Genomic DNA, 24,688 nt, shown 5'->3' on the forward strand with positions numbered 1-24,688 from the left:
TTATGAAAGAGGCTAACAATGCTATTAATAAAATGAGTAAAGAGGACTTGAAAGAAAATGTGATGCAACAGTTTAAGGTGCATTTTTTAACTATTGGATTAGGGTTAATGCTCATATCAGATGAAAATGGGAAAAAAGAAATTATTAACAGTACTGCGGATAAGTTTGATGGAGAGCTTAAAGCACTTGGATTTAATCCCCCAGAAAGCATGGTTGCATGTTTATTAATGGCTGCAATTGCTAGAGCAGGACGAAGAGACAGGGAAAATTTATTTCAGAACGGAGGAATTATAGTGATTGGGAAAAACATAAAAAAGGCTTTAACTGCAAAAATAGAGGATTGGTTGAAATATGTGGACGATACAGAAATAGTTAAAATCCTTCGTGAAAACATTATTATTACAGGTGGTTGTATTGTTTCAATGCTTAATGGAGAAGAAGTTCACGACTATGATGTGTATTTTAGAACAAAAGAAGCATGTCAAAAAGTTGCTGAATACTATGCTAAAAAGTTCAATGATACGCATTGTAGCGAAGTAAAAATTGAGGATAGAGATGATAGAATACAGTGCTTTATTCGAAGTGAAGGTATTGCAAAGGACGAAGAATTCGAGGAAGAACAGGAATCAAATGGGATATCTGATGAAACTGAACCTTATGCCGAATCACCAACAATAAATGATGATAAGCCCAAATATAGACCAGTTTTCTTTTCTACTAATGCTATATCTTTATCAGACAAAATTCAACTAGTAATAAGATTCTACGGTTCGCCGGAAGAAATACATAAAAACTATGATTTTGTTCATTGCACATGCTGCTATTCATTTTTTGATAATGAATTAACTCTGCCATCCCGGGCTTTAGAATCAATTATTAATAAAGAACTGTACTATATTGGTTCCAAGTACCCTGTATGCTCGATTATACGCACAAGAAAATTCATTTCAAGGGGTTGGACTATCAATGCAGGTCAGTATCTAAAAATGTGTTTACAGGTCGGTGAATTAAATCTGAAAGATTTTAAAACATTCAAAGACCAGTTAGCCGGGGTAGACAGTGCATATTTTTCTCAGGCAATCGCTTGTATGGAAAAAAAGGCAGAGGAAGATTCTAATTTCAAAATTGATAACACATACCTTTTTGAAGTAATAAATAGGATTTTTTAATTATGATTCTCCATGATACAGAAGGTGCTCCTGTGCCGGTATTGTGTGTAATGAACTGTAAGAAATATGAGATATGTAGGCTTAAATATAGAGCTAAAACATGTGAATTTGTGAAGGAGGTTCGAACAGTGAGGATAACACTCAAGCAATTGATAATAAAGAACTTTAAAGGTTTAAAAGAGTTCACCCTAAATGTGGACGGCAAAAATGCTGACATTTACGGAAATAACGGTAAGGGAAAGACCACAATTAAAGATGCTTTAAACTGGCTGTTATTCGATAAGGATAGCCAGAATAAAAAGGACTTTGCAATCAAGCCACAGGATGAAGCAGGAAATGCAATTCACTTTCTGGATACAGAGGTTGAAGCTGTCATGGACTGTGACGGTAAAGAAGTCAAGCTAAAAAAGACATTCCGTGAAAAGTGGGTAAAGAAAAAACGGCAGGAGTTGCAGGAGTTTTCCGGCCATGAAACTGATTACTGGTGTGATGATGTTCCTTTGAAAAAAGGTGAATATACAGCCAAAATTGACAGTCTGATAAATGAAAACCTTTTCAAACTGATTACGGACCCATTGTACTTCAATACTCAACTTAAATGGGAGAAAAAAAGAGAAATATTATTTGAGCTTGCCGGAGCCAATATTTCGGATGAAGATGTAATTTTCTCAAACCCGGATTTAAAAGACTTATCAGTAATCCTGAATGGGAAATCAATCGAGGACTATAAAAAGATAGTATCTGCAAGATTAAAAGCCTTCAATGAACAAATGACCAAAATTCCGACCAGAATAGATGAAGTTACAAAAAGTATGCCGGTTGAAGTTGATTTATCCGAAGTCGAAAAGGATATTCAACAACAACAAATTGCTTTGCAGGCAGTTGAAGCAAAACTAATGAACTTTGATGAAGCAGCTAAGGAATACATAGAGAAGCAGCAGAAATTGAGCAACCTAAAAATTCAGCTCCAACAGAGGGAAATTGATTTAACAAATGCAGCTAATAAAGCTGCTAATGAAACAATTCTAAAGAAAAACCAACTTCAATCAACAATTTCATCGGTGAAATCAGAAATTAAGAATCTTGTATCCGACAATGAAAGATATGGTGTTGAAATTGAGGACTTGGAGAAAAAGAACTCTGAACTGAGGAATCAATGGATTGAGGAAAATGCAAAGAAATTTGTTGAGCCTACAGGGTTAACATGTCCTACATGCAGTCAGAATTTACCCGATGATATGGCAGGAGCTAAGACGGAAGAACTTAGAGTAAAATTTGAAAAACAAAAGTCAGCAACACTTGATTTAATTAACAATTCAGGAGTACCAAATAAAAAGAGAATAGAAACTTTGAAAGAACTTATTCAAAAAAATCAGGAAAGCATGGTTGTTAAACAGGGTGGACTTGATAAATTTACAGAAACATTGAATAGCCTTCCTGACGTTCAAAAGGTAGATGTAGACCTTGATTCTGACGAGGAATATAAGAATATTTCCGAACAGATAAAAACCTTGCAGACAGAATTACAGAAGCCTGCGGAGGACAATACCTCTGAATTGAAACAGTCAAAGGCAGTAATAGAAAGTAAAATTGCAATTCTTAATCAACAGCTTGGAAACAAAGACACAATTGATAAGGCGAAAGCTAGGATTGAAGAGTTAAAGCAGGAGCAAAAGAACACTGCTCAACAGATTGCTGACCTTCAAAAAGACGAATTCCTTATTGAAAAGTTCACAAGGTCAAAATGTAATCTCTTGGAGGATTGCATAAACAATAAATTCTCTCTTGTTAAATTCAAGTTGTTTGACACACAAATTAACGGAGCTGTGGTTGAATGTTGCGAAACTCTTATTAATACAAACGGCTCTTACGTTGAGTTTAACAGTGCAAACAATGCCGGAAGGATAAATGCAGGACTAGATATTATAAAAGTTCTTAACGGATTCTACAATGCATCAGCACCGATTTTTATTGATAATGCTGAAAGTGTAGTTGATTTAGCACCTGTAAATGCACAGGTTATAAGGTTGGTTGTTAGTGATACTGATAACAATTTAAGAGTAGAAGGGAGGGATATATAACAATGGACGGATTAAATATTTTAAACCTTGCAAAAGGTGCATTGGTAGAACAAGCAGATATTGAGATTCAAAAAGTACTCGAGAATATTGCAGACCCAAATACTGATGATAAAAAGGCTAGAAAGTTAACCATAACGATGACTTTCAAGCCACTTGACAGGGAATCCGCAGCAATTGAAGTTGTAACGAAGTCTACAGTCGCACCTTATAAGCCTGTTACAACTCAGGTGTTCATTGGCAGGGATGATGATAGTGGAGTGGTAACTGCTAAGGAATACATTAAAGGTCAGGTGAAAGGCCAAATGAGAGTTGTTGACGAGGACACCGGGGAAATTCTCGAAGATAATGCCGAGAAGCAAAGTTCAGGTAAGAAAATCTTAAACATAAATAGATAATGATGGAGGTATGAAAAATGATTAAGGCAGCATTACAGTATTTGATGAGTTTGAAAGACACTAAGGTTATGGAAGTAAACGGGGAATCGTATTCTACGGAAGAACTTCACCGTATCGGTAAGGTGTATGACCCAACACCGATTGTAAGTCCAGTCAGAATTTCTACTCTTACCGGGCTAGTTGATTACATAAAGGAAAATGTTGATAAGCTCACCGGGCCACTCGTTGTACATGTAAACTCACCAATAAGTGTAAGTGTATATTCCGAACTCAGGGACGATGCACGTAGGCATCAATATATTGAGTGCGAAGCGTGGACACCAAGGATTCGTTATGGGGAATTTATGGACGTTGAAAATTTCAATATTATGTTACAGTCTTGCTTTTTGGAAAACCCGGACCGTGCAGCTATATTAAAGGTTGCCGGAAATATTGTTGAGGAAAACAATGTAACCACTAAGGACGATGGAGTATCACAAAAAGTTGTTGCAAAAGCTGGTATAGCAAGAGTTGAAGAAGTTGAAGTTCCTAACCCTGTTACCCTCTGCCCATTCAGGACTTTTGCAGAGGTTGAACAACCCGAAAGTAATTTTATATTCCGTATACAGGCAGGCCCCAGAGCTGCAATATTTGAAGCAGACGGCGGTATTTGGAGATTGTATGCAATGCAGAATGTAAAGGCCTATTTGAATGAAAAGCTTGAGGAATGCAACGTAAAGATTATTTCTTAAAGGGATGGGGAGTATATCTCCCCCTTAACCCTTCTTATTGAAAGAGAGGTTATATAAATGTCGCAGGTTAAGAAAATAGTAAACTACTATGTTGTATTACCAAAAGATATATTTGTTTTTTTGGTAAGTAATAATGCAAACGGACTGGAATTTACAAAATTTAGTGAGAACGCTACATGTTTTTCTAAAGATGAAGCTTTTAAAATTGCTAGTGATTACGGACTCGCTGTTCTCGAAAGAACTGTAACTACAACAATAGAAACATGGGATAACGTAATAAAAGTGGAGGATAAATAAATGGATAAGGAAACATTAAGGCCTGTAATAGTTGATATTCCTGATTGGTCAGGTTATACGCAAAAAGGTATTAACACAGGTATTCAAGAGGGATATTTTCATGGATTCTCTGAGGAAGGTACTAGAGAAGATGGCTTAAACAGTATTGCCATAGTCGAATTGAGAAATGGCAATATTGTAACGGTAATCTCTGAAAGAATAAAATTTGCAGACAGGAAGGATACGTAAATGACAGAACAAAACGCAACAACGGCGGTTACAAAAGCTGCACCAAAGAAGTTGAATGCAAGTGAAAGATTTACGGCAATGGTTATGAAAGAGTTTTCAAGTGGTGTCGGTGAAATACAACTTACAGACTTCCAGAAAAGGTTAGCTCGGAACTATTTTATTGTGCTTGATGCAACTTTAAAAACAGCTGAGGCAAAGAGAATAGTAAAAAATGAAAAGACTACAAATGAGAAGTATAAAGAAACATTGTCTTTTTCATGGGAAAACATCAATATGGAAATCTTAGCAAGGAATGTTGTCTCATATGCACGAATAGGTCTTGACCCTGCTCAAAAGAATCATATCAATATGATTCCCTACAAGAACAATACTACAAAAAAATATGATATCGGTTTTATTGAAGGATACCGAGGGCTTGAATTGAAGGGTAAAAAGTACGGCCTTGATATTCCTGACAGTGTAATTGTTGAACTTGTTTTTTCAAAAGATGTTTTTAAACCCATCAAAAAGAGTGCTTCAAATAAAATTGAAAGTTACGAATTTGAAATTACAAGTCCTTTTGACCGCGGGGAAATAGTCGGTGGTTTTTACTATCATATTTTTTCAGGAAATCCCGAACATAACAAACTTGTTATATTTAATTTACATGATATTGAAAAAAGAAAGCCTCAATATGCAAGCGTTGAGTTCTGGGGCGGTGAAAAGGATAAATGGGAAAACGGTAAGAAGGTCGGCACAGAGAAAGTCGAAGGTTGGTATGAACAGATGTGCCACAAAACGATTTCAAGAGCTGCCTACTCTGATATTACAATTGACAGCCAAAAAATTGATGATGATTACATGAGATTGAAGCAAAATGAAATTGCCTTTGCTGAAGCTGAACTTGCAGAGGAAGTTGACAAAGAAATGTGTTCTGAAACAATTGACGTTTCCGGTGCTGTAGATGTTGAATCTCAACCAGTTAATGATTCAGGACCCGAACCAGAACTACAATCAGAGAATACACAAGACGGCTCACAGAATGGACCCAAATTTTAACTGAGGGGTGAAAACCCCCTCCCCGTGGAGGGATTATGGATGTTTTATTAAATCTAATTGGAGTCGTTATATTCTTTGCAATACTTACTGTTGGTGTCGTAATTGCAGCTATTATTGCAGCAAATAAAACAAATAAGATTACGGAGGATTCAGACGATGAAAATAAAAGTAGTTGGAAGTAGTTCTTCTGGCAACTGCTATATATTACAATCCCCAACTGGAAAGTTAATTTTTGACTGTGGAATGCCATGGAAGGACACGTTAAAAGCCTTAAATTTTGATTTAAGTAATGTGGTGGGGTGTTTAGTAACCCATTGTCATAAAGACCACTCAAAAGCTATTTTGGACGTTCTGAACAATGGCATAACAGTTTTAACGGATAAAAATACCGCTTCAATCACTGGGACACAGTACAGCCTTATAGGAGTAGAACATAATAGTCAACATGTAATGGGTGATTTTCTGGTAATTCCATTTAATATTGAACATGATGTGCCTAGTCTTGGATACATAATCAAGTATATTCCTACCGGGGAAACAATTCTCTTTGCTACTGATACATACATGATTCGATACAACTTCAAGGGACTTAATTATATTTTGCTAGAGACAAATTACTGCAAAGATACCTTGGATAAAAATGTAGCTGACGGATTTATTGATGTATCAATGAAAAAGAGGCTTCTAAAATCTCATTTCAGCCTTGAAAACGTAAAAATATTTCTGGATAGAACAGATTTAAGCAAAGTACAAAAGATTGTCTTATTACACCTTTCAGACCGTAACAGCGATTCTGACAGGATTTTGAGAGAGGTTAGCAAATATGCTGACACTGTAATTGCAGAGCCGGGTATGGAGATTATTTTGGGGTGTGAGTGGTAAAGGAGAAATGACGGTGGTTGATGTAATCGGTTATGGAGGTTGATAGGGAATATGCCAATAGAATATAAAGTTTATGGTTGTAAGTTCAAATGTGGATATAGACACAAAAGCAATATTAAAGATATAGAAGAACATGAAAAAATATGTTGGTACAATCCAGACAATAAAACTTGTATAACTTGTGCACATGGAAGTATTGTCCATGATTATTGCGACCATCCGGAATTACCGGGAGGAGATACAGAACATTGGTTGTACAGAGAATGTAAGATAAATTCAGAATTAGAGTTTGAGAATAATATCTATAAGCAACCTATAAAACCTAAAGTGAATTGCAAAAATTGGGAACCAAAGGAGGAATGACGTATTAAAATATCATTTAAATTATTTTTATGGAGAGTTTCCATAAGTACAAAAAAATTGGATGAAGATGAAAAGATAAAATACCTTGCAAATGAATTGGTAAAGTCGATTCAAGCCAGTGGAAGAATAGTATCACTCCAAAATGTGGGAGAAGGTTTTGGCAGAATCGATATAAATTTATTCAATATAGGTACGAAAAAGGAAGAATTATGTGTTGAAAACATACTTAACAAATGGTCAATTTCAACCAAACCTACTTTTGGAAAACTGGAGGTACGTAATGAATAAATCAATACTTATGGGCCGATTGACTAAAGACACCGACCTGAGATACACCAGTGGAAACAATACAGCGGTTGCGAGCTTTACTCTTGCCGTAAACAGGCGTTTTGCAAAAGAAGGGCAGCCACAGGCAGATTTTATTAATGTAGTTGCATGGGGGAAAACTGCCGAATTTGTAGGCAAATACTTCACAAAAGGACTACAGGTTGTTGTGGTTGGTAGGATTCAGACCAGAACATGGGACGATAATGAGGGTAAAAAACATTATGTTACAGAGGTTGTTGCAGAGGAAACTTATTTTGCAGACAGCAAGAGAACAGCTCCAATTGCTAATAAGCCGGATAGTTCAGAACCTACTGTAAGTGAATCCGGGGACGGCTTCTATCCTCCTATGGAAGATGATGATTTGCCTTTTAACGGAGGGTTAGACTTCCCGTAAATAAAAAGTTAACATAAATCTTTTTGACCGCCAAACATTATTTATAGTAGTAGGATTAATAGCAATAGGAAGGAGGAATACGACTATGAATTTAAAGGAACTCAGAAATAAAAAGGGACTTACACAGATTGAGGTAGCGGTAAAAGTTGGTGTTTCTGTTTCAGCATATATTTTGTGGGAAAAAGGCGGTTGCTCTCCATCTCCTGAAAATCTGGAGAAGTTGAAGGCAGTTTTAGGGGTTGAGGGGTGAGATGATTGATTCAACCCGTTGGATATTTTAAAACTTGGCGAGAGTTATTTACCAAACCTATATGGCTGAAAAGTACACCTGAACAAAAAGCTATATTAGTTACTTTATTAGCAATGGCAAATTTTAAGCCAAAACAATGGGAATGGGAGGGTAGAAAGTTTGAAGTAAGTATAGGTCAATTTGTTACAAGTGCAAATTCAATTATTGATTGTTGTGGTGTTGGAATCACACGACAGAATGTAAGAACTGCTCTAGAAAGATTTAGAAAACTTGATTTTTTAACCTACAAAACAACCAAGACAGGAATCCTTGTAACCATTATAAATTGGGAGTTATACCAAAGTGATAATGAAGAAGCTAACCAACCAATTAACCAAGACCTAACCAACAGCCAACCAAGACCTAACCAAGACCTAACCACTAGAGAAGAAAGAAAGAAAGATAAGAAGGTAAAGAAGGTAAATAATAATATACCTTTCCAGTCTATTATTGATTACCTCAATCAAAAAGCAAATAAGAATTATAAACATACTTCAGCCAAAACACAAACCCTTATATCAGCTCGGTGGAATGAAGGATTTACGGTACAAGACTTTTATACAGTAATAGATAACAAAGTAGACACATGGCTTAATGACCCCGTGATGAATAAGTATCTTAGACCGGAAACTCTATTTGGTACAAAGTTTGAAGGGTACTTGAATGAGAAAGGGAGTAAGAATGGATCCAATAGCGGAAATAATCAACAAAATACAGAAGGGGAGTATGACTTTGCTAAAGTCATGTTTAACGGAGACACAAGTGCAGCAGACGAAGAAGTCGACTTTTGATTGTGAATTGTGTCAGGATACAGAGTTTATATTCAATGCGGAATCTAATAGTGCTGCTCCATGTAAGTGCCGAGAGTTGAAGTTTTACAAAAGAATCATGGCAGCAAGTGGAATATCTGACAGTGATAAATCTAAAACAGTTAATGCTTATAAGCCTAAACTTGATAGCGAGGGCAAAGAACACATTGAACAAAAAAAGGCTAGAACAATAGCAACTGAGTATTTACATAACTTTCAGACTATCAAATTAGGACGAAATAATTCTATTGCTCTGTTAGGTCAACCCGGCTCAGGTAAAACACATTTAACAATAGCAATAGCAAATGAACTGCTGAAACGTGGCATTGGAGTGCTATATATGCCTTATCGTGAGGTGGTAACACAGCTCAAGCAGATAATAAACGATGAAGAAGAATACCAATCACGAATGGATAAATTTAAAATGGCCCCGGTTTTGCTGATAGATGATTTATTTAAAGGAGCAACTAAAGACGGAAAAATGAATGAATCAGAAATGCGAATAATGTTTGAACTTATTAACCACAGATATCTGAAGCAATTACCTATACTCGTTTCTTCTGAGTATTATTCTAGACAATTAGTTGACTTTGATGATGCAACCGGGAGCAGGATTATTGAAATGTGTAAGGGACGAATTGTTGAATTAAAGGGAAAGGAATTAAATCACAGAATGGAGGGCTTATAATGCGACAAGGACTAATCAATGATGCGGAAATGTTAATACATAATGAACTGGTTTGGAGCTACGATGAACACGGAAAGTTTCCAAGTCAATATCACGGGATAGCTATAATTTATGAGGAATTGCAGGAATCTCAAGAAGAATTACAGAGAGTAATGGACGGCTTTGAAAAGGCATGGGAACTTATAAGAAATAATTTGGACGCAGCTGAACAAATTAAACAACTTGGGGAAAATGCAAAGCTTTTAGCCTGCGAAGCAAGTCAAATGAGTGCCATGGCTCTGAAATTTATTGAAAGTTCGGAGGGGTGGAAGTGAGCGAGATACAAAGAGCCCAAAAAGTAATGGAACAACACAAAGGTCATTGGGAGGATGATATTGTAAAAGTTATATTTGATTCTCTTGAAAAGCAAGTGCCAAAAAAAATACTAGACATAGATAATAGGAATGCATGTCCACACTGCCGCAAAAAATTACCAAACATAGTATTTGAAAATTTGAGCTGTTGTTCACATTGCGGGCAAAAACTAGATTGGAGTGAGCCAAATGAGTAATAGATTTATCGACACTATCCGTGAAAATGTTAAATACCCTAACTCAGACGGAGTATATGGAAATTGGGATATTTTAAACATAGGACAACGGAAATTCATGATTGAATGTGCGGATTACATGGAAAGTATGGAACATGTGATTGAACAATTATTCAAAGAACAGCAGCAACAAAGGTGGATACCTGTAAGCGAGAGGTTGCCGGGTAATCCTAATCCTGAAAACGGAGAGCCTAAAGCATATTTGGTAACAATCAATAAGTTTGCGATAGTGCCAACTACTTTGTACTACATGGGTGATGGCAGATGGGTTAGAGAGTGGGATGAACCGTCAGAAATATACACCAATATATTAGCCTGGCGGGAACTACCAGAACCATACAAGGAGGGCAACCATGAGTGACACATTGCAGATTATCGGAATCGGATTGATGATGCTTTTCATGTTAATAGCGGGATTATATGCCTATGGGCAAAAAATTAAATGGTTAAGGGCTTTATGGTGCATGATGACTGCTTTAATCCTGGGGGTGATTTTGTTTTGATAAAACTGACAATACCGGGTGAGCCGTGTGCAAAAGGTAGGCCAAGAGTAGGTAAGTTTGGTACATATACACCTGAAAAGACACTTAACTATGAAACATTAGTTAAAGAATTATACATTATTCAACACGCCAATAAGAAACTTCAAGGACAACTCAAAATTGATATAAAAGCATATTTCAAAATCCCACAAGGCGAAATTCCCAAGGCTAAAAAACCAAAGCCCCAGACATTACAAAGATATAACGATATTCTTAACGGCAAGATAAGGCATACGAAAAAGCCTGATTGGGATAATGTCGGGAAAATTATATCTGATGCCCTCAACGGTCTTGCATATGATGATGATAGCCAGATTGTAAGTGCTATAGTTGAAAAATTCTATAGCAATGACCCAAGGGTTGAAGTAGAAATTTCAGAGGTAGCAGTATGATTACTGAACAGCAGAAAACAGACTTAATTCTCTTTGCTGCAATTTGCGGATATCTGACCGAAGGAGTAATGCAGTTAGGATTAAAAGGCAATGAAGTCGAAGAAGCTCAAGAACTCGGGAAGCATGGTTTAGAGTTGTTTCAGGCGATTGTTAACAGGATACCGGCTCAGGACTGTAAGAAGATATTGAAAGCAACTAAGACCTGTGAGATTGCTGTAATTCCACCGGATAAGGTTAAAAAGAAGGTTGGAGAGAAGGAGCTCACTGTAAAACGTGAACATCTCGATGAACTGACGGAGCAGGCGTTGACTGTCTGTGAGACTTGTACCAGAGATTACAAACGGTGCAATTTGAGGAAGACATTGAAGAAATTAGAAGTTGCACCTTGCCACGATGAAAAAGGCAAGTGTGAGTTTAAGGTGTAGTAGACAATAGCAAAATATTACGCACAAAGAAGGTGATAAATTGAATGTTGCAATAGCAGATGCAGACTTAATTGCAAATGTAAATCATAGATTCCCCAATTCATGTTGCATGCGAATAAGCGGGTACCACTTGGGGCTAGGAGATACAACGGAACTTATAACCGAATGGAAACAAGTACACAAGTTTGACAAAGTATACATATCAAAGGTATTCACTGGAACAATTGTACCTGATGAAATATTAAATTTACCAAATGTAGTATACGGCGGTACTGGCTTTTATTATCCTAAGACAGCCCCGAGACTGCCACCCGAGATTGAGCACCATATGCCGGATTACAATTTATATTCTGAATGGGTTAAAAGAATGATTGATAAAGGTTATAAAAAATCAGAATTTTTCTTTTACACTAGCTGCTCAATCGGGAAACTAACAGATGGTTGTTTTATGGGTTGCTCATTCTGTGTAAACAAGGATTGTACAAAGGTACGTTTCAATGCTCATATAGAGGAATTCCACAACAAAGATTACGGGGTATTCATTTTTCTGGATGACCAGTTTCTTGGGTATAAAGATTGGGAGCCCTTGTTGGACGAAGTAATAAAGACAGGCAAGCCGTTTCAATTTAAACAGGGCTTAGACATAAGGCTAATGACTGACAAGAAAGCCGAGAAGCTCACAAATGCAAATTATTACAAGGATTTTATTTTTGCTTTTGACAATATAAATGATGAACCAATTATAAGAGAAAAGTTGGCATTGTGGAGGAAATACACTCAGAAACGAACTAAGTTATACACTTTCTGCGGATATGAGGAAAAAAGAAACAAACTCCAAGAATATGAAACTGAATTTTGGGTAAAGGACTTGAACAGCGTTTTTAAAAGGATTTTTATTCTAGCTGAATATGATTGTGTTCCTTACATAATGCGGCATTTAGACTACAAACTAAGTCCATTTTCAGCTATCTACAATGAAATAGCAAGTTGGTGTAATCAGCCTTGGGCGTTAAGAACAATGACATATAGACAATTCTGCATCGGACGGGGTATGGGCAAAAGATATAAGCAGTACAAACATGACCCTGAAAGATACTTGCAAGACGGACATAAAAAAGGTTCTTCTTGGGTTCAGATGGAGAAGTTTGAACAGATGTATCCCGAAATTGCGGCAAAGTATTTTGACAAAAAGTATTCGGATGCATGCATGAAAGCAGCATAGAAAGGGGCGTGAAACCATGAATTTAATACCTCAGTTACAAAAGCGGTTAGACAGGTTTGTAAAACAGTCTGAGAAAAACGACAAGGAATACACCGAAAACAAAAAAAGTTTTGAATGCTATTTTTCCGACAGATTCGAAATTGATAAGAAGATCAACGGAGTGTTTGAGCTTCAGAGAAAGAAAATTCGAGAACAGGAATTCTCTGACAAGCAACTGGATATATGGTTGATGAAAATAGCGAACGAGAAGAAGCCGGGTAAGTTAGTACGGAATATAGAGGAAGTGCGAAAGGAAGTGAACGACATTGGGTAGTAAAAAATGGGAGCAGAGTGGAGACAGGTACGTATTGTATTTTCGCCCATTCTACGATGATGAAAAAGTAGCGGAATTATTTAAGGATGAAGATGGAGATTGGTGTTATTCTTCGCCAGTTACTGACTCAACAGAGGAATTTGTTTCTGACGGGAATCGCTGTTTGCATGATGTAAAAATTGAAGTAGAAGATGCAATATATAAACACTATGAGGATGAAAGAAATTACTATCAAGACATATTAGACAGATTTAGTGAATGATAGGCCAGAGGCCGGAAAGTGAGGATTTTATGAGAGTAAATGACACCGCAAAAATAAAAACTGGGCCTTGTGCAGGTATTGAAGGTCTTGTTACAGGAGCTGATTTTCAATTATACAGGGTTACAATGAGACTTTCAGATGGAACATATATAGAGACTAATTGGGAAAACGTCCAGCAAAAAAGTGAGGACACTGATACAGGTGAATCCTTGTGTAGAATTTGCGGGAAACCAGTGAGTCAATGTGACCGAGGATAAAGAGAGGGAGTGAGGACGTTGAACAAAAGTAAAATTGAGTGGTGCGACAGCACTTGGAACCCGGTAACGGGGTGTCTGCATGGTTGTGATTACTGCTATGCTAAAAGAATAGCTGAAAGATTTGGGCAAGTGCCTTGTGAAAACGGCAATTGTAACATAAGCGGTGATTGCGAGATTGAACCATCGTTTAACTGCAAAAGATATTTACAATATGAAAAAATTCATGATTTAGAAGTAGCTATTAGAAATTTTAAGAAAAGGACACAACATGGGAAAGGGATAATACAAGCTTACCCTTATGGCTTTGACCCAACCTTCCACAAATACCGCCTCCTAGAACCATCCCAAAAGACCAAACCTCAAAACATTTTTGTTGTTAGCATGGGCGACCTGTTCGGGGATTGGGTGCCGGATTCATGGATAGACGAAGTATTTCAGGCTTCCTTTAATGCAGACCACCACAGGTATTTGTTTTTAACCAAAAACCCAAGTAGATATAAAAGGTCAGTACAACACTATGAAAGTGAATACAATCCATATGAGACTGAAAATTGGGATAATATCTGGTTTGGAACGACTATAAATAGCCAAAAGGATGAAAGAAGAGTTGTTGAGCTATTGAACTTTGATGAAGGACACAAATTTTTAAGCATTGAGCCTTTATTGGGTGAAATAGATTTGACTGATATTCCGGGGCTAAGTTATCCGGGCTGTACTACACATGATTCGCTTGAAGGAAAACTATACCACCTTGATGATGATGGAAAATGGACACCAGATAATAAAATTGAATGGGTAATAGTCGGAGCAGAGACAGGGCCGGGAGCAAAGCCGCCGGAACCAGAGTGGGTGCAATCAATAATAGACCAGTGCCGGGATGCCGGGATACCATTATTTTTAAAAAATAATCTTAACTGGCCCATGAAAATACAAGAATATCCATGGGAGAAGGAGAAAGCAAAATGAAAGCAATAACACTTTATGAACCTTGGGCAACACTGGTTGCTATGGGTGAAAAGAAAATTGAAACTAGGTCATGGGCTACAAGTTATAGAGGCCCATTAGCAATTCACGCAGCGGCTTCAATGCCGAAGTGGGTAAGAGAACTCTGTCCCAAGTTTGCGAAGATACTCAAAATAAAGGATTATAATGGCTCATGGCTTTACTATCTGGAACATGGAACTGGCCCTTTTGGGAAGGTAGTTGCGACTTGTGACCTAGTTGCTTGCCTACCTATTAGGACAAAAGACGAACTCAATGAAATGGCCTATGCAGACATGGGTGAAAATTGGTATGTAATAGACGGCAATGAGTATCATTTTGGAGATTATACGCCAGGAAGGTATGCATGGATACTCAAAAACATTAAACCACTTCCCGAACCAATCCCGGCAAAAGGGATGCAAAGAATATGGAACTGGAATAATGAAAGGATGTGTAAAGGATGAAGAAACTGAAAATAGTCTTTAAGGATAAATCACAGATTACATACACAATAAAGGATTATGGTCCGTGGGAACCGTACTTCGAGAGACATTTAAAATCAGATATGGAAAGTGCTATATTGCAGCAGTACCCGATAAAAAATAATGAAACAGTAGTGTTAGTTTGAAAGGAAGGTGTAAAGCATGAGGAAAGCAAGATGGAAAGCGTTTGCAATGGATGATATGAATACCGTAGCAGCTAGGACTATGCATGAGGCGGTTGAATGGTATTGTAATGAGTTTGGAATTGACAAAGAAGATACATATCCTTATGAAGTTGATATGAAAAGCCAGTACATGGAGTACCCGATAAGCGAGATACCATCTAACCGCAAGAGAAGGGCAACATGCAACGGAGAAGGTGGACCATGTGTTGAAATTCCACTTAAAAAAGCTCTGAAATATCAGTTAAGGCTACATAAGTATAAAGAACCGTTTATATTGTGTGTTAGTCCGTAGTTCAGCAAATAGAGGAAGTGCGAACCAAGAAAGGGTGAAAGAAATGGTTTGTCCAAAATGTAGCAGCCCCGTGATTGAAACAGATGCAGATGAAGATTATGAGGGTAGAGAAATCAAACGGTATGAATGTATAGAATGTGATTGGTACACATGGGAGTGATAGGCCAGAGGCCGGAAAGGGAGGATTTTATGGGTAAAGAAATAGAGGCACAACAAGAAAATGTTAAAAACTTATTAAATCTAGTACAGGAAAATCCAGAATTAAGAATACTACCGCTAGTAGACACCGAATGTGTAGTGAGTGATGATTACGGTTCATGGGTTGCAAGATGGGACACAACTGAGATTGATTTTGTTTTTGTAAAGGACGAAAGAATGTACCGAAAATCGGCTGATTTTGAAGATTTGGTAGACGAAGCAATGCATGATTTTGATTTCTCCGATGAAAAGGCTAGAAAAATTGTTGACGGTTACGAATGGGAGAAAGTAATACTTGTAAACATTGTGCCATAGAAAGGGTGATTATGATGAAAAATAACAATAAATTTGATAGACATAAACAATTGTGCGAAGAACTGAACGAAGTCTACAAGGCTAAAAACATAGCCTACGGGGACAGCTTCGGGAAGACGTTTCAGGAACTTGGAGTTATCTCGGCTGTAACCCGTATGTACGATAAATTCAACAGAATTAAGGCACTTTCTACCGGGGCAGAAAATAAGGTCATGGATGAAAGCCTGAAAGACACGTTTAAAGACATGGCAAATTACTGCCTTATGACGTTGATAGAGTTGGAAATACAGGAGCAGAGAGGGAGTGAGGACGTTGAGTAAAATGAATGAAATATTAAAAAAGGCAATAGAGACATGGGGCAAAGATGCACAACTAGACATGGTTATAGAGGAAATGTCAGAACTCACAAAAGAGATATGCAAGCACAAAAGAGGTAAGTCAAACAGGGCTGAAATAATCGAAGAAATAGCAGACGTTGAAATAATGATTGAACAACTTATAATTATGTTAGAAATTGATGAGGGCGAAATTGGACTTTTTAAAAGAGAAAAAATAAATCGGTTGGCTGACAGGCTTGGAATAGAAAGGACGGTGTAAAGGATGAAATTCTTTGATTTCATTGATTTTCCATATTACGCATTGATATGCGACGAAACAGAAGAACAGGCAATAAAATTCTACGAAGAACAGGTGTGTGACATAGAAGAAGGCAACGGACCACCTAAGGAACTTACACTTGAAGAAGCAAAAGAAAAGTTTCTTAGTTGTTGTACATCTGAGGCAGACAAGCAAAAAGTACTTGATGAATTTAATATGCTAATTAGTTTTAAAGAACCAACATTATTACTGATTGATGGATGTTTGGTATAGTTCAGCGAATGAATAAATGTATAGCCTAAAATGGCGGAAAGTTGAGGGAAATTTTATGAAAAGAATTATTACACTTTTAATGGTTGCAGTGATGATTATTGGGTTATTTGTATTGACAGGATGCACAGAGGCAGAAAGAGTGTCCCAAAATTTATCACAAGAAGCAGACAATTTTAATGTAGTTAGGCAATTAACAGTTATAAATTGCATACAGGGTGATGTATTGTTTCAAATGACGGGGAAGATGTCTATAACATCCGATAATACAGACCATCAACTTGAAGTAATTGTAGAAGATGAAAACGGGTTATATCAAAAGCATTTTATTGGGTTAAGTGATAATGTTACATATGTTGTTGAACAGAAAAACTTTAAAAATGTTGATAAATACAAGTATACCTTAAACTACAATCCTAAAATGTGGATTCCTGTTGGAGTTAAAAACATTGACTAATACTTAAAAATAAGTCTATTACGCACCAACAGGAGGTGGGATTGATGTTAACAGCAAAGCAATTATCACTAATTGATATAAAAAGTTACGACGTTGAATCAAAATCAATAGAATTGATTAAATACTTTGAACCATTAGCTTTGCAGCATGATCCCAGAGGTTATTGTGTTGCAATGTCTTGGGGCAAGGATAGCATGGCTAACCTAAAATTATTTATTAAAGCCGGAGTTAAATTTTTTATACAGTGGAATATTACAGGCATTGACCCTCCAGAGCTGATTTACTTTGGACGAAGGCAAGCTTATGAACTTGAACTAAAAGGATATAAAGTTATACCCATACATCCAGAAAAGTCTATGATTCAAATGATTGTAGACCATTGTACTCCACCAACAGCATTAATGCGATATTGTTGTGATGAATTAAAAGAAAAACGTCCTGAGATAAATAAAAATTGCATACATTCCTTTGGAGTCAGATGGGATGAAAGTCCTTCAAGAAGCAACGGAAGAGAAGCGATGGAAGTAATATCGAAAAACAAGGAAAATATAAGATTATTCAATGACAATGGCGAAAACCGAAAGCAATTTGAGGTTTGCATGGCGAAGGGGGTTAAAGCTCTAAATCCTATAATTTCATGGACTACAGAACAGATTTGGGATTATCATAAAGCCGAAAGGATAACGTATTGCAAGTTATATGATTGTGGCTTTGATAGGTTAGGTTGTGTCGGCTGTCCGCTAGCAAATAAACCAAATAGAGAATTTGAATTTAAGATGTTCCCTGAGTTCAAAAAGTATTACATGTTGGCCTTTGAAAAAATGGTAGTTGAAAGAAAAAGGCGAAAAGTTGATGAAAAAAGGATTGCTAAAGGGAAAAAGCCTATGCCTTTTGATACTGCAAAGAATGTATGGAATTGGTGGATAGAAAGAAAATCATTACCGGCATTTAATCCAAATCAAATGTACTTAGAGCCGGATGATTAGTACGCATTATGAATAAATTATGTACTTATTATCTGTAATGTGATATCATAAAAACGAACAAAACATTCAATTAGTGAATCAGATAGAACAAATTATGCATGTAAAAGAGGGAACCTATGGCTAAAAAGTACTTAACTCCTGAAGAGCAGCAGGAAGTAATAAAAATGTACCAAACCACAAAATACTCTTATCAGCAGATAGCAGATAATTTCTATGTAAGCAAGGGAACAATTATAAATGTTGTTAAAGGATATCCTTACAACTGCGATAAGCAAGCCGTATACAGTCGTCTACAACAGGAGGCAAAGGGCAACCTTGATGATTGTATTACCAGAGAAATAAAAAAGGCTCAGGAGGCGAACAGAAGGGGAAGTATGACGGCGTATAGTCTACATCTTGAAAGGTTGAAAGAATTATACAAGTATCAGGTGCAAGATAATATATACGAACCAATTAAGCAGCGAAGGTTACAGTGTGAGCAGACAGCATGGCAAGGATTAGCCGATAGTAATTACATAGAGTTTGCAACCAATGCTGATATGTGGGAGATACTGACTGAGATTATCGGGGATTCCCGGAAAAGTCCTTTTAAGATAATGATTCAGGATTCCAACGCCCGACACAAAAGCAAGTCTGTGAGGTATAGTAATCTAATACCGCATACGGTATTTAATTCACGAACAGTAGATTATACAAGGATTTCAGACGATAGTTGGCAATTAATATCAAGGGTATTGCCAGAGCATAAGCCGTTCCGTGGTAAACAATATGCAGGAGATAGGAGTTATTTCAATGCAATTTATAATTCAATCACCACCGGTTCATCTTGGAGGTTATCCGGGAAAAAATATAAACTCGACCCTGACAACCTGAGAAAAGCATTCATTCGATGGTATCAGGCAGGTATTTTTAAAGACCTCTTGGAGCTATGCAGTGTTTGCCGGAAATTACAGGCAATAGAACCCCAATTGATTGAGCTTGAAAGAATACGGCAGGAGAAAGGAACTGTACCAAGGATGAAGGATTTACAGAGCAATAAAATAAGCCCCGGCGATTGCTAGGGCTTTTTCCATTTTGATTATATTAAATTATTGCACAAGTGGTTAGTAATAAAATTTACATTCCAAATTGATTATATTAACCATAACAATATTATACAATTTTTACATAAAAGTCAAGCCGGAATTAACCGCCCCGGCTCGGCTTATGGGGTTATATTGCTTTTGGTTCGTATTTATGTAATTGCCAATCATCGTCATATACGCCAACAAAATCGCTCCATTTGTTTTTGACGATTTTTTTCTGCTTTGCAGCTTCTCCGGTGAACTTATCCGGAATTGGAAGACCATTTTCAACAGCTATCTGTTGCAACTTAACGCCAGTTTTAGTAGTTTTAATTACCTGATAAGCTTTGTATATGCTATTGTCAGCAGGACGGCACTTACACAGAATATCACCTACTACAAAAGGATTTTTGATTTCCTCTGTCTTTTCTTTGGCTTCTACAATTTCCACAATGGCAGCGTAAGGGTCAGTCAATACCATTCCGGCAGCTCCACCATAAAGAATTTTATAAGTTACATTAACAGGTCCACACGATACAACTTCACATTGCCTTCCTGAATTTCTGATACTGACTATAAACCCCGGCTTTATATTTGCCCGACTGAATTGAATTCCGCCCAAGTCAGATAAAGCCTTTTCAAAAAATTCTAGTTTGTCGTGCTCCCATTCGTATTTTTCAAGTCTTTCAGAGATGCGTTGTTCAATATAGTCAGGCGTCAACGGTTCCCCAGAACGTTTTTTTAAGATTTCTCCTTGTTGAACTTTATACAGTGCATTTTCGTATTTTGCAATGTTTTCTTGATGAAATTTAAGGGTTTTATTGCACTCTTTTATTTTATTATCAAGATATACCTTGTCATTCAATTTTGCATTATTTGCGGTCGTTCTGGCTGTTGCTGCTCTATCCTGATAATATTCAGACTTTTTATATTCTTCAAAACCTCTTTCATATCGTGCAATAACTTTGTTTCTGTGTCTGGCGAACGCCTGACTTCCTGCATGACCGGCAATTATCGGCTGAGTTAACCACGACCAATCTTTACGGTATTTATTAAAGTCAGCCTGTAAGGTTACGGCTCTTTTTTCTGCATTCTCAGAATATTGTTCGTATCTTTCGGCCCTTGATTCAGCTCTCTCAGATTTACGTTCAAGTTCTTCAGCATATGAAAGCCTTTCACCAATTGTTCCTGCATCTTCAAGACCTAATTTTTGAGCTGTTTGGATAGCCCAGTAATGATTGTTTATGCTTCGGCTTACCCATGCCCCGGCTGTACGTGACCATAAGAAGCTAGATTTTATTTCCCTTTTCTGCTGTTCTGATAAAGCCATATATTCGGTCTTGCCGAAATGAAGTTCAATTTTCTGTGTTTCCTTGTTTAATAAATATTTACCCATGATATTACATTCCCCTTTCGAATTTACCGGGAATGTGCTAAAATTATAGTTGCACATTCCCATTGTGGTTGTGTGTTCGTGGTACCTCATTACAAAGCTTTGGTCGGTTGTGTAATGGGGTATTTGCTATTTGCTCATACTTTCGATTTTTACACACTGTTGCATGTTGTCAACTACTGTACCTATATTAAAATACTGATTCAAAAAATATTGGTTTGCATCATCGACAGTTCCGTTAAAGCTAGTTGTAATTGTATCGCCGTTTGAATAGATACATTTTACAGTAATCATATTTAACCCACCTTTCGATTAAATTTGCCTGCAGCGTTTGGACTGCATACCTTACGGTATCGGCATTAACCGGATTTCTCCGGCCCATCTGCATTAAATCAAAAAATCCAATGTCAGTATACGAATAAGCTTCGCTCGCTCTCTTTGTTTCTGCTCATATTCAGTGTTTATATCAGAGCCAGAAGTATATCTTATTTGGTTTGCCTGTTTAATGTGTGCATCTGCAAGATGTTCTAATGCCTGCCTAATTGTATCAAGTTCAGCGTTTGTAAAATGCTTTGCTATTTCAATACCTCTCTCGGATTTTAAATAATTGTTATCCATTCCAACACCTCCTATAATAATTTATCAAAGTCAGCTAAACTTTCAACAATACTTTCAAAAGCTTTTTTAAATGCTAACATATAATCAAGGTTGTTAGCATCACAGCATATGTCATATTGCTCCCTAAATTCTTCCTCTAAAATTTCTCTCATTTCATTTAACTTTTTGCTTTTATACATTTTCATTCCTCCATTCTCCCAAATTACGGGAATTAAAATACTACTGAATCCTTACTATTCCTAAATTTTCCTTAAATCTGGTATTCGTAAAATCAATATATTCTCCGGCCTCATCTACACAGACTGTCATGCAACAGTTGTGTATTAAAGGTGTACCGCCTTGGCGGTTTTCCTGAATTTTTACTGATATGCTTTTGTGCATTTTTCCGTGTGTCAGTATATTTGGTACGTCGCTTTTACTGCCTATTCCGAGTAAAGTGTAATATCCTTTCATGTTTGAGTCCTCCATTCTTCTTAAATTCAAGTTTATAATTTAAATCTCAACTCCATAATTGAATTATATTCCACGTACTTTAAATTGTCAAATATATTTTTAAAATATTATTAATAATTTTAAAATAGATAGTTGAATCGTATAATCAAATGTGTTATTCTATACTCAGGAGGTGGTAGTATTGTCTTTAAAGGGAGAATTAAAAGCCTTAATAATCAAATCAGGATGGACAATGACGCAAGTTGTTGATTCCTTAAACAAAAAGCATGATAGAGATACAACAGTTCAGAATTTTAGTTCAAAATTAATTCGGGGAACCTTAAAATATAGTGAGGTTTGCGAAATTTTAGATTTAATAGGATATAAAATTGAATGGGTTCCGAAAGGGGAAAAAGTATGATTACTGCCAAAAGGGCTATCAAAATTACTACTGAGACTGATGATAATAAGCGTAATGAGTTGATTGATAAACTATCAGAGGAAGATGCAAAAATGCTACTAAAACGCTGCTTAAAGGCCGTTATGGATAATTCAAAGCCGGATTTTGAGATTAATTAAATATATGCTCGAGTACAACAAAAAAAGCAAGGGAATTATCACCCTTGCTGATTTAGTCATTTTATATTTCAACTTCTCCCTTGAGCCATTTCTCAAGGAGCTTTATTAAAACATCTGATTCCCGAATAGGTCCGTACACTTCATTGCTATTATTCAGCGATTCTATTTTACGGGTTACAGCTTCTTTCATTCTCGGCGTAACTCTTGCACGTACGTCCTTGTTTTTTGTTGCTTTTTTCTTTGCTTCTGGCATCATATCACCCCAATATTATTCTATTTGACTTCCTGCGACCGCCGAAGCGGTTTCGGGTGGTAGTCAGCCACCCATCATCAGGCAGACTAGAAAATCTCATATCCTGTAACATCACAGTCACGGGATAATATTTCATTGTATATGTCCTCAGCATCTTCTTTGTTGAGTTCGCCATTTTCGATTACTTGTGTTGTAAGGTCGCTAGTAAAGGATACAAATACTTTACCATTGTCTAGTGTTTCAAATTCAACATTCCCAGTATGTTCTTGCCCTTCAAAATCCCAATGTACATTCAATTTCTTCATGCATTACCTCCAATGTAGCCGACACCTTGTTGTGTCTGTCGCTCTGTTGTCTATGCTCATATTGTAGCACGAATGTAGCACAAAAGTAAATAGGGAATCGTTAGACATCTTTCGACAAATTGACCTCAAACCCTTGCAGGAGTAAGTAAAGAAATTTTGAAATTAATGGGAATAGTGCTTTTTCAGGGTTTTTGACTTGGTGTTTTAATCTGTTGTGCATAATAAGATTATAGACAGCAGGAAAGTGAGGGAACTTTGATGGCTAGACGTATGAAATGGGGCAGTTTGGAGGATTTAAGAATTAAAATAGATACTTACTTTGAAACTGAGTCAATACCTACAGACGCAGGATTTTGCTTGTTTATGGGAATAACAAAAGACTGCTTTAATTATTACAAAAATGATAGATATAAGTATAAACACAAATCCGAGGATGAAAAAGCTGAAATATTAAAAGAAATAGAAACAGAAGCGGATGAAAAAGCTGAAATGGAAGCGTTAGAGGACTTTTTAACCATTGCACCCGATATGGAAGTTATTGACAATTACGATGCTTGCAGTAAGTACGATAAAAACGTAGAAGATACTATAAAACGGCAATTGTCCGCAGAATTTAAAAAGGTGTTTTTAAGATTAGAGGATTTTAATCAAAAAGCAGGATACACAGCTAAAAACCCAGCTTATGCTATATTTACTGCAAAAGCACTATTTGGCTACCGCGAAACAGCACCGGAGCAGTCAAACAGCAATCAACTTCCTTCAAAAATTACTATTCAGATTATGCCAGCTCCAGATAAAACAGAGCTTCAGCAACCAACAAAAGTGAGTATAAATGCAAGTAGTGAGTAATTACTACGAAATTGCTATTTCGTGTAATTGATTGCGTTAAAGTACTAAAGTAGCCTAGAACCATAAGGGTTTCGGGTTACTTTATTTTTTCAGCATTTTCCAAAGCGTAATTAAAATGTATTTATACAGTATATTTATACAAGTATTACCCTATAATGTGTATACTTATACATAATAGTACATATATCACAACCACATGGGTGAGTTATAGTATCGTAACATTAAGCCAGAGCTCAGCCGGATTTATGCATCAAGCAGGAGCAGACAGCAGCAACAAACATACCTAATCCAACATACAAGGTTATAGGGGAGGGGGTACACTTAAAACGGGCCAGTCGCAGGATAGGACAGTCCACGTACGTAGTATCCACCAACCAATGTTTAACCGTATAAAAAAGCAGCCCAAAAAGAGTCCACTTGACACCAGAGTGAGAATCTTCCGTCCCACTTTACAAAACAGCCTTAAACTTGCAAGATAATTTCACGTTATAGTGTCAAGCCGGTTGCCAAATTCAATAGCTTTTCTCCTTCTGGTTGCATTCATATTTCTGATAGGGGGAGGGATACCCTTGAAAATGCCTAATGCCTCTGAAAAAGACCTGCCAATTTTAAAATAAAATCAATAAAAAGACCAAAAACATTTATTTTCACATATTATTTTGACCAAAAACATTAAATTTAAGATTTATTATGAGAGTGAAGGAAAACCAAAAGCCTTTTGTGCCTGTTTCAAGTT

46 protein-coding genes are annotated in these 24,688 nt (G+C 36.7%); 39 read left to right on the forward strand and 7 right to left on the reverse strand.

Going from position 1 to position 24,688, the window contains the following annotated elements; translation table 11 throughout:
- The first annotated feature begins 2 nt into the window (after window positions 1-2).
- The 36 genes from P0092_RS08670 to P0092_RS08845 all read left to right on the forward strand — a co-directional run bounded on the left by P0092_RS08670 (window position 3) and on the right by P0092_RS08845 (window position 19,520).
- Entirely contained in the window at window positions 3-1,169 is a 1,167-nt protein-coding gene (locus P0092_RS08670) for a Gabija anti-defense Gad2 family protein (protein WP_276187169.1), read from the forward strand.
- 128 nt (window positions 1,170-1,297) lie between these two features.
- Window positions 1,298-3,250 carry an AAA family ATPase gene (locus P0092_RS08675; RefSeq protein WP_158498421.1) on the forward strand — a complete coding sequence of 651 codons (1,953 nt, stop codon included), beginning with the start codon at window positions 1,298-1,300 and terminating at the stop codon, window positions 3,248-3,250.
- Window positions 3,251-3,252: 2 nt separating this feature from the next.
- Complete coding sequence (locus P0092_RS08680; RefSeq protein ID WP_004620067.1) at window positions 3,253-3,645, forward strand: hypothetical protein; 393 nt, start codon at window positions 3,253-3,255, stop codon at window positions 3,643-3,645.
- 17 nt (window positions 3,646-3,662) lie between these two features.
- Complete coding sequence (locus P0092_RS08685; protein WP_004620070.1) at window positions 3,663-4,376, forward strand: hypothetical protein; 714 nt, start codon at window positions 3,663-3,665, stop codon at window positions 4,374-4,376.
- 57 nt (window positions 4,377-4,433) lie between these two features.
- Complete coding sequence (locus tag P0092_RS08690) at window positions 4,434-4,673, forward strand: hypothetical protein (protein WP_004620073.1); 240 nt, start codon at window positions 4,434-4,436, stop codon at window positions 4,671-4,673.
- Window positions 4,674-4,901 (forward strand): hypothetical protein, encoded by a 228-nt coding sequence (locus P0092_RS08695; protein ID WP_004620075.1) that lies wholly within the window; start codon window positions 4,674-4,676, stop codon window positions 4,899-4,901.
- Window positions 4,902-5,939, forward strand: a complete 1,038-nt coding sequence (locus P0092_RS08700) for a recombinase family protein (protein WP_004620076.1) — start codon at window positions 4,902-4,904, stop codon at window positions 5,937-5,939.
- Between the two features lie 35 nt (window positions 5,940-5,974).
- The gene (locus P0092_RS08705; protein ID WP_004620079.1) at window positions 5,975-6,121 is read left to right on the forward strand and encodes a hypothetical protein; all 147 of its coding nucleotides are present in this window, start codon (window positions 5,975-5,977) and stop codon (window positions 6,119-6,121) included.
- The gene (locus P0092_RS08710) at window positions 6,096-6,821 is read left to right on the forward strand and encodes an MBL fold metallo-hydrolase (protein ID WP_004620080.1); all 726 of its coding nucleotides are present in this window, start codon (window positions 6,096-6,098) and stop codon (window positions 6,819-6,821) included. The genes P0092_RS08705 and P0092_RS08710 overlap by 26 nt, the downstream gene beginning before the upstream one ends.
- 51 nt (window positions 6,822-6,872) lie before the next feature.
- Window positions 6,873-7,184, forward strand: a complete 312-nt coding sequence (locus P0092_RS08715) for a hypothetical protein (RefSeq protein ID WP_004620082.1) — start codon at window positions 6,873-6,875, stop codon at window positions 7,182-7,184.
- 57 nt (window positions 7,185-7,241) lie between these two features.
- On the forward strand, window positions 7,242-7,472 hold the full coding sequence (locus tag P0092_RS08720; RefSeq protein ID WP_004620084.1) for a hypothetical protein: 231 nt from the start codon (window positions 7,242-7,244) through the stop codon (window positions 7,470-7,472).
- The gene (locus P0092_RS08725; protein ID WP_004620085.1) at window positions 7,465-7,905 is read left to right on the forward strand and encodes a single-stranded DNA-binding protein; all 441 of its coding nucleotides are present in this window, start codon (window positions 7,465-7,467) and stop codon (window positions 7,903-7,905) included. The genes P0092_RS08720 and P0092_RS08725 overlap by 8 nt, the downstream gene beginning before the upstream one ends.
- Before the next feature lie 85 nt (window positions 7,906-7,990).
- The gene (locus P0092_RS08730) at window positions 7,991-8,155 is read left to right on the forward strand and encodes a helix-turn-helix domain-containing protein (protein WP_004620087.1); all 165 of its coding nucleotides are present in this window, start codon (window positions 7,991-7,993) and stop codon (window positions 8,153-8,155) included.
- 5 nt (window positions 8,156-8,160) lie between these two features.
- The gene (locus P0092_RS08735) at window positions 8,161-8,985 is read left to right on the forward strand and encodes a conserved phage C-terminal domain-containing protein (RefSeq protein WP_004620089.1); all 825 of its coding nucleotides are present in this window, start codon (window positions 8,161-8,163) and stop codon (window positions 8,983-8,985) included.
- Window positions 8,957-9,691 (forward strand): ATP-binding protein, encoded by a 735-nt coding sequence (locus P0092_RS08740; RefSeq protein ID WP_004620090.1) that lies wholly within the window; start codon window positions 8,957-8,959, stop codon window positions 9,689-9,691. The genes P0092_RS08735 and P0092_RS08740 overlap by 29 nt, the downstream gene beginning before the upstream one ends.
- Entirely contained in the window at window positions 9,691-10,005 is a 315-nt protein-coding gene (locus P0092_RS08745; RefSeq protein WP_004620093.1) for a hypothetical protein, read from the forward strand. The genes P0092_RS08740 and P0092_RS08745 overlap by 1 nt, the downstream gene beginning before the upstream one ends.
- Window positions 10,002-10,241, forward strand: coding sequence for a hypothetical protein (locus tag P0092_RS08750; RefSeq protein ID WP_004620096.1), 240 nt, complete (start codon window positions 10,002-10,004; stop codon window positions 10,239-10,241). The genes P0092_RS08745 and P0092_RS08750 overlap by 4 nt, the downstream gene beginning before the upstream one ends.
- A complete protein-coding gene (locus tag P0092_RS08755) occupies window positions 10,234-10,641 on the forward strand; it encodes a hypothetical protein (RefSeq protein WP_004620098.1) in 408 nt (135 codons plus the stop codon). Before P0092_RS08750 ends, P0092_RS08755 begins: the two co-directional genes overlap by 8 nt.
- The gene (locus P0092_RS08760) at window positions 10,634-10,783 is read left to right on the forward strand and encodes a hypothetical protein (protein WP_199398954.1); all 150 of its coding nucleotides are present in this window, start codon (window positions 10,634-10,636) and stop codon (window positions 10,781-10,783) included. Before P0092_RS08755 ends, P0092_RS08760 begins: the two co-directional genes overlap by 8 nt.
- Window positions 10,780-11,214, forward strand: a complete 435-nt coding sequence (locus tag P0092_RS08765; RefSeq protein ID WP_051132018.1) for a RusA family crossover junction endodeoxyribonuclease — start codon at window positions 10,780-10,782, stop codon at window positions 11,212-11,214. Before P0092_RS08760 ends, P0092_RS08765 begins: the two co-directional genes overlap by 4 nt.
- Window positions 11,211-11,639: a DUF5651 domain-containing protein gene (locus tag P0092_RS08770; RefSeq protein WP_004620102.1), complete on the forward strand. Its 429-nt coding sequence runs from the start codon at window positions 11,211-11,213 to the stop codon at window positions 11,637-11,639. Before P0092_RS08765 ends, P0092_RS08770 begins: the two co-directional genes overlap by 4 nt.
- Before the next feature lie 40 nt (window positions 11,640-11,679).
- Entirely contained in the window at window positions 11,680-12,861 is a 1,182-nt protein-coding gene (locus P0092_RS08775; protein ID WP_004620104.1) for a radical SAM protein, read from the forward strand.
- Between the two features lie 16 nt (window positions 12,862-12,877).
- Window positions 12,878-13,174, forward strand: a complete 297-nt coding sequence (locus P0092_RS08780) for a hypothetical protein (protein WP_004620107.1) — start codon at window positions 12,878-12,880, stop codon at window positions 13,172-13,174.
- Between the two features lie 34 nt (window positions 13,175-13,208).
- Window positions 13,209-13,436: a hypothetical protein gene (locus tag P0092_RS08785; protein ID WP_131451632.1), complete on the forward strand. Its 228-nt coding sequence runs from the start codon at window positions 13,209-13,211 to the stop codon at window positions 13,434-13,436.
- 29 nt (window positions 13,437-13,465) lie between these two features.
- Window positions 13,466-13,693, forward strand: coding sequence for a hypothetical protein (locus tag P0092_RS08790; RefSeq protein ID WP_131451634.1), 228 nt, complete (start codon window positions 13,466-13,468; stop codon window positions 13,691-13,693).
- 9 nt (window positions 13,694-13,702) lie between these two features.
- Window positions 13,703-14,659: a DUF5131 family protein gene (locus tag P0092_RS08795; protein ID WP_422784826.1), complete on the forward strand. Its 957-nt coding sequence runs from the start codon at window positions 13,703-13,705 to the stop codon at window positions 14,657-14,659.
- Window positions 14,656-15,141, forward strand: coding sequence for an ASCH domain-containing protein (locus P0092_RS08800; RefSeq protein ID WP_004620116.1), 486 nt, complete (start codon window positions 14,656-14,658; stop codon window positions 15,139-15,141). The genes P0092_RS08795 and P0092_RS08800 overlap by 4 nt, the downstream gene beginning before the upstream one ends.
- Complete coding sequence (locus tag P0092_RS08805; protein ID WP_004620118.1) at window positions 15,138-15,305, forward strand: hypothetical protein; 168 nt, start codon at window positions 15,138-15,140, stop codon at window positions 15,303-15,305. Before P0092_RS08800 ends, P0092_RS08805 begins: the two co-directional genes overlap by 4 nt.
- A gap of 16 nt (window positions 15,306-15,321) precedes the next feature.
- Window positions 15,322-15,636 carry a hypothetical protein gene (locus P0092_RS08810; protein ID WP_004620119.1) on the forward strand — a complete coding sequence of 105 codons (315 nt, stop codon included), beginning with the start codon at window positions 15,322-15,324 and terminating at the stop codon, window positions 15,634-15,636.
- A gap of 189 nt (window positions 15,637-15,825) precedes the next feature.
- Window positions 15,826-16,149 carry an HAD family hydrolase gene (locus tag P0092_RS08815; protein ID WP_004620121.1) on the forward strand — a complete coding sequence of 108 codons (324 nt, stop codon included), beginning with the start codon at window positions 15,826-15,828 and terminating at the stop codon, window positions 16,147-16,149.
- An 11-nt stretch (window positions 16,150-16,160) separates the two neighbouring features.
- On the forward strand, window positions 16,161-16,469 hold the full coding sequence (locus P0092_RS08820; RefSeq protein ID WP_004620123.1) for a nucleotide modification associated domain-containing protein: 309 nt from the start codon (window positions 16,161-16,163) through the stop codon (window positions 16,467-16,469).
- Window position 16,470: 1 nt separating this feature from the next.
- Entirely contained in the window at window positions 16,471-16,746 is a 276-nt protein-coding gene (locus P0092_RS08825; RefSeq protein WP_040759081.1) for a nucleoside triphosphate pyrophosphohydrolase family protein, read from the forward strand.
- Between the two features lie 3 nt (window positions 16,747-16,749).
- Complete coding sequence (locus P0092_RS08830) at window positions 16,750-17,019, forward strand: hypothetical protein (protein ID WP_004620127.1); 270 nt, start codon at window positions 16,750-16,752, stop codon at window positions 17,017-17,019.
- Between the two features lie 55 nt (window positions 17,020-17,074).
- The gene (locus P0092_RS08835) at window positions 17,075-17,473 is read left to right on the forward strand and encodes a beta-sandwich lipoprotein (RefSeq protein WP_004620129.1); all 399 of its coding nucleotides are present in this window, start codon (window positions 17,075-17,077) and stop codon (window positions 17,471-17,473) included.
- 44 nt (window positions 17,474-17,517) lie between these two features.
- Complete coding sequence (locus P0092_RS08840; RefSeq protein WP_004620131.1) at window positions 17,518-18,459, forward strand: phosphoadenosine phosphosulfate reductase family protein; 942 nt, start codon at window positions 17,518-17,520, stop codon at window positions 18,457-18,459.
- Window positions 18,460-18,575: 116 nt separating this feature from the next.
- Entirely contained in the window at window positions 18,576-19,520 is a 945-nt protein-coding gene (locus P0092_RS08845) for a transposase (protein ID WP_004620133.1), read from the forward strand.
- A 151-nt stretch (window positions 19,521-19,671) separates the two neighbouring features.
- Here P0092_RS08845 and P0092_RS08850 read toward each other — a convergent pair whose 3' ends face one another.
- From P0092_RS08850 to P0092_RS08870, 5 genes are all read right to left on the reverse strand, one after another.
- The gene (locus P0092_RS08850; RefSeq protein WP_004620135.1) at window positions 19,672-20,919 is read right to left on the reverse strand and encodes a DUF3560 domain-containing protein; all 1,248 of its coding nucleotides are present in this window, start codon (window positions 20,917-20,919) and stop codon (window positions 19,672-19,674) included.
- A gap of 126 nt (window positions 20,920-21,045) precedes the next feature.
- Complete coding sequence (locus P0092_RS08855) at window positions 21,046-21,210, reverse strand: hypothetical protein (protein ID WP_004620138.1); 165 nt, start codon at window positions 21,208-21,210, stop codon at window positions 21,046-21,048.
- A 93-nt stretch (window positions 21,211-21,303) separates the two neighbouring features.
- On the reverse strand, window positions 21,304-21,534 hold the full coding sequence (locus tag P0092_RS08860) for a hypothetical protein (protein ID WP_004620139.1): 231 nt from the start codon (window positions 21,532-21,534) through the stop codon (window positions 21,304-21,306).
- An 11-nt stretch (window positions 21,535-21,545) separates the two neighbouring features.
- A complete protein-coding gene (locus tag P0092_RS08865; protein WP_004620141.1) occupies window positions 21,546-21,713 on the reverse strand; it encodes a hypothetical protein in 168 nt (55 codons plus the stop codon).
- A gap of 40 nt (window positions 21,714-21,753) precedes the next feature.
- The gene (locus P0092_RS08870; RefSeq protein ID WP_004620143.1) at window positions 21,754-21,987 is read right to left on the reverse strand and encodes a hypothetical protein; all 234 of its coding nucleotides are present in this window, start codon (window positions 21,985-21,987) and stop codon (window positions 21,754-21,756) included.
- Window positions 21,988-22,159: 172 nt separating this feature from the next.
- Here P0092_RS08870 and P0092_RS08875 point away from each other — a divergent pair, with 172 nt between their 5' ends.
- Both P0092_RS08875 and P0092_RS08880 read left to right on the forward strand, forming a co-directional pair.
- Entirely contained in the window at window positions 22,160-22,387 is a 228-nt protein-coding gene (locus P0092_RS08875; protein WP_199398951.1) for an LLM class flavin-dependent oxidoreductase, read from the forward strand.
- A complete protein-coding gene (locus P0092_RS08880) occupies window positions 22,384-22,545 on the forward strand; it encodes a hypothetical protein (RefSeq protein ID WP_199398952.1) in 162 nt (53 codons plus the stop codon). Before P0092_RS08875 ends, P0092_RS08880 begins: the two co-directional genes overlap by 4 nt.
- Window positions 22,546-22,606: 61 nt before the next feature.
- On the opposite strand, the gene P0092_RS08885 is transcribed toward P0092_RS08880, so the two are convergent.
- Window positions 22,607-22,801, reverse strand: coding sequence for a hypothetical protein (locus P0092_RS08885; protein WP_004620149.1), 195 nt, complete (start codon window positions 22,799-22,801; stop codon window positions 22,607-22,609).
- An 83-nt stretch (window positions 22,802-22,884) separates the two neighbouring features.
- A complete protein-coding gene (locus P0092_RS08890; protein WP_004620151.1) occupies window positions 22,885-23,103 on the reverse strand; it encodes a hypothetical protein in 219 nt (72 codons plus the stop codon).
- 258 nt (window positions 23,104-23,361) lie between these two features.
- Between P0092_RS08890 and P0092_RS08895 the strand changes: the two genes are divergently transcribed.
- Window positions 23,362-23,952: a hypothetical protein gene (locus tag P0092_RS08895; RefSeq protein WP_004620152.1), complete on the forward strand. Its 591-nt coding sequence runs from the start codon at window positions 23,362-23,364 to the stop codon at window positions 23,950-23,952.
- Window positions 23,953-24,688 lie beyond the last annotated feature (736 nt).

The sequence above is a fragment of the Ruminiclostridium papyrosolvens DSM 2782 genome (assembly GCF_029318685.1).
GTDB lineage: Bacteria > Bacillota > Clostridia > Acetivibrionales > DSM-1351 > Ruminiclostridium > Ruminiclostridium papyrosolvens.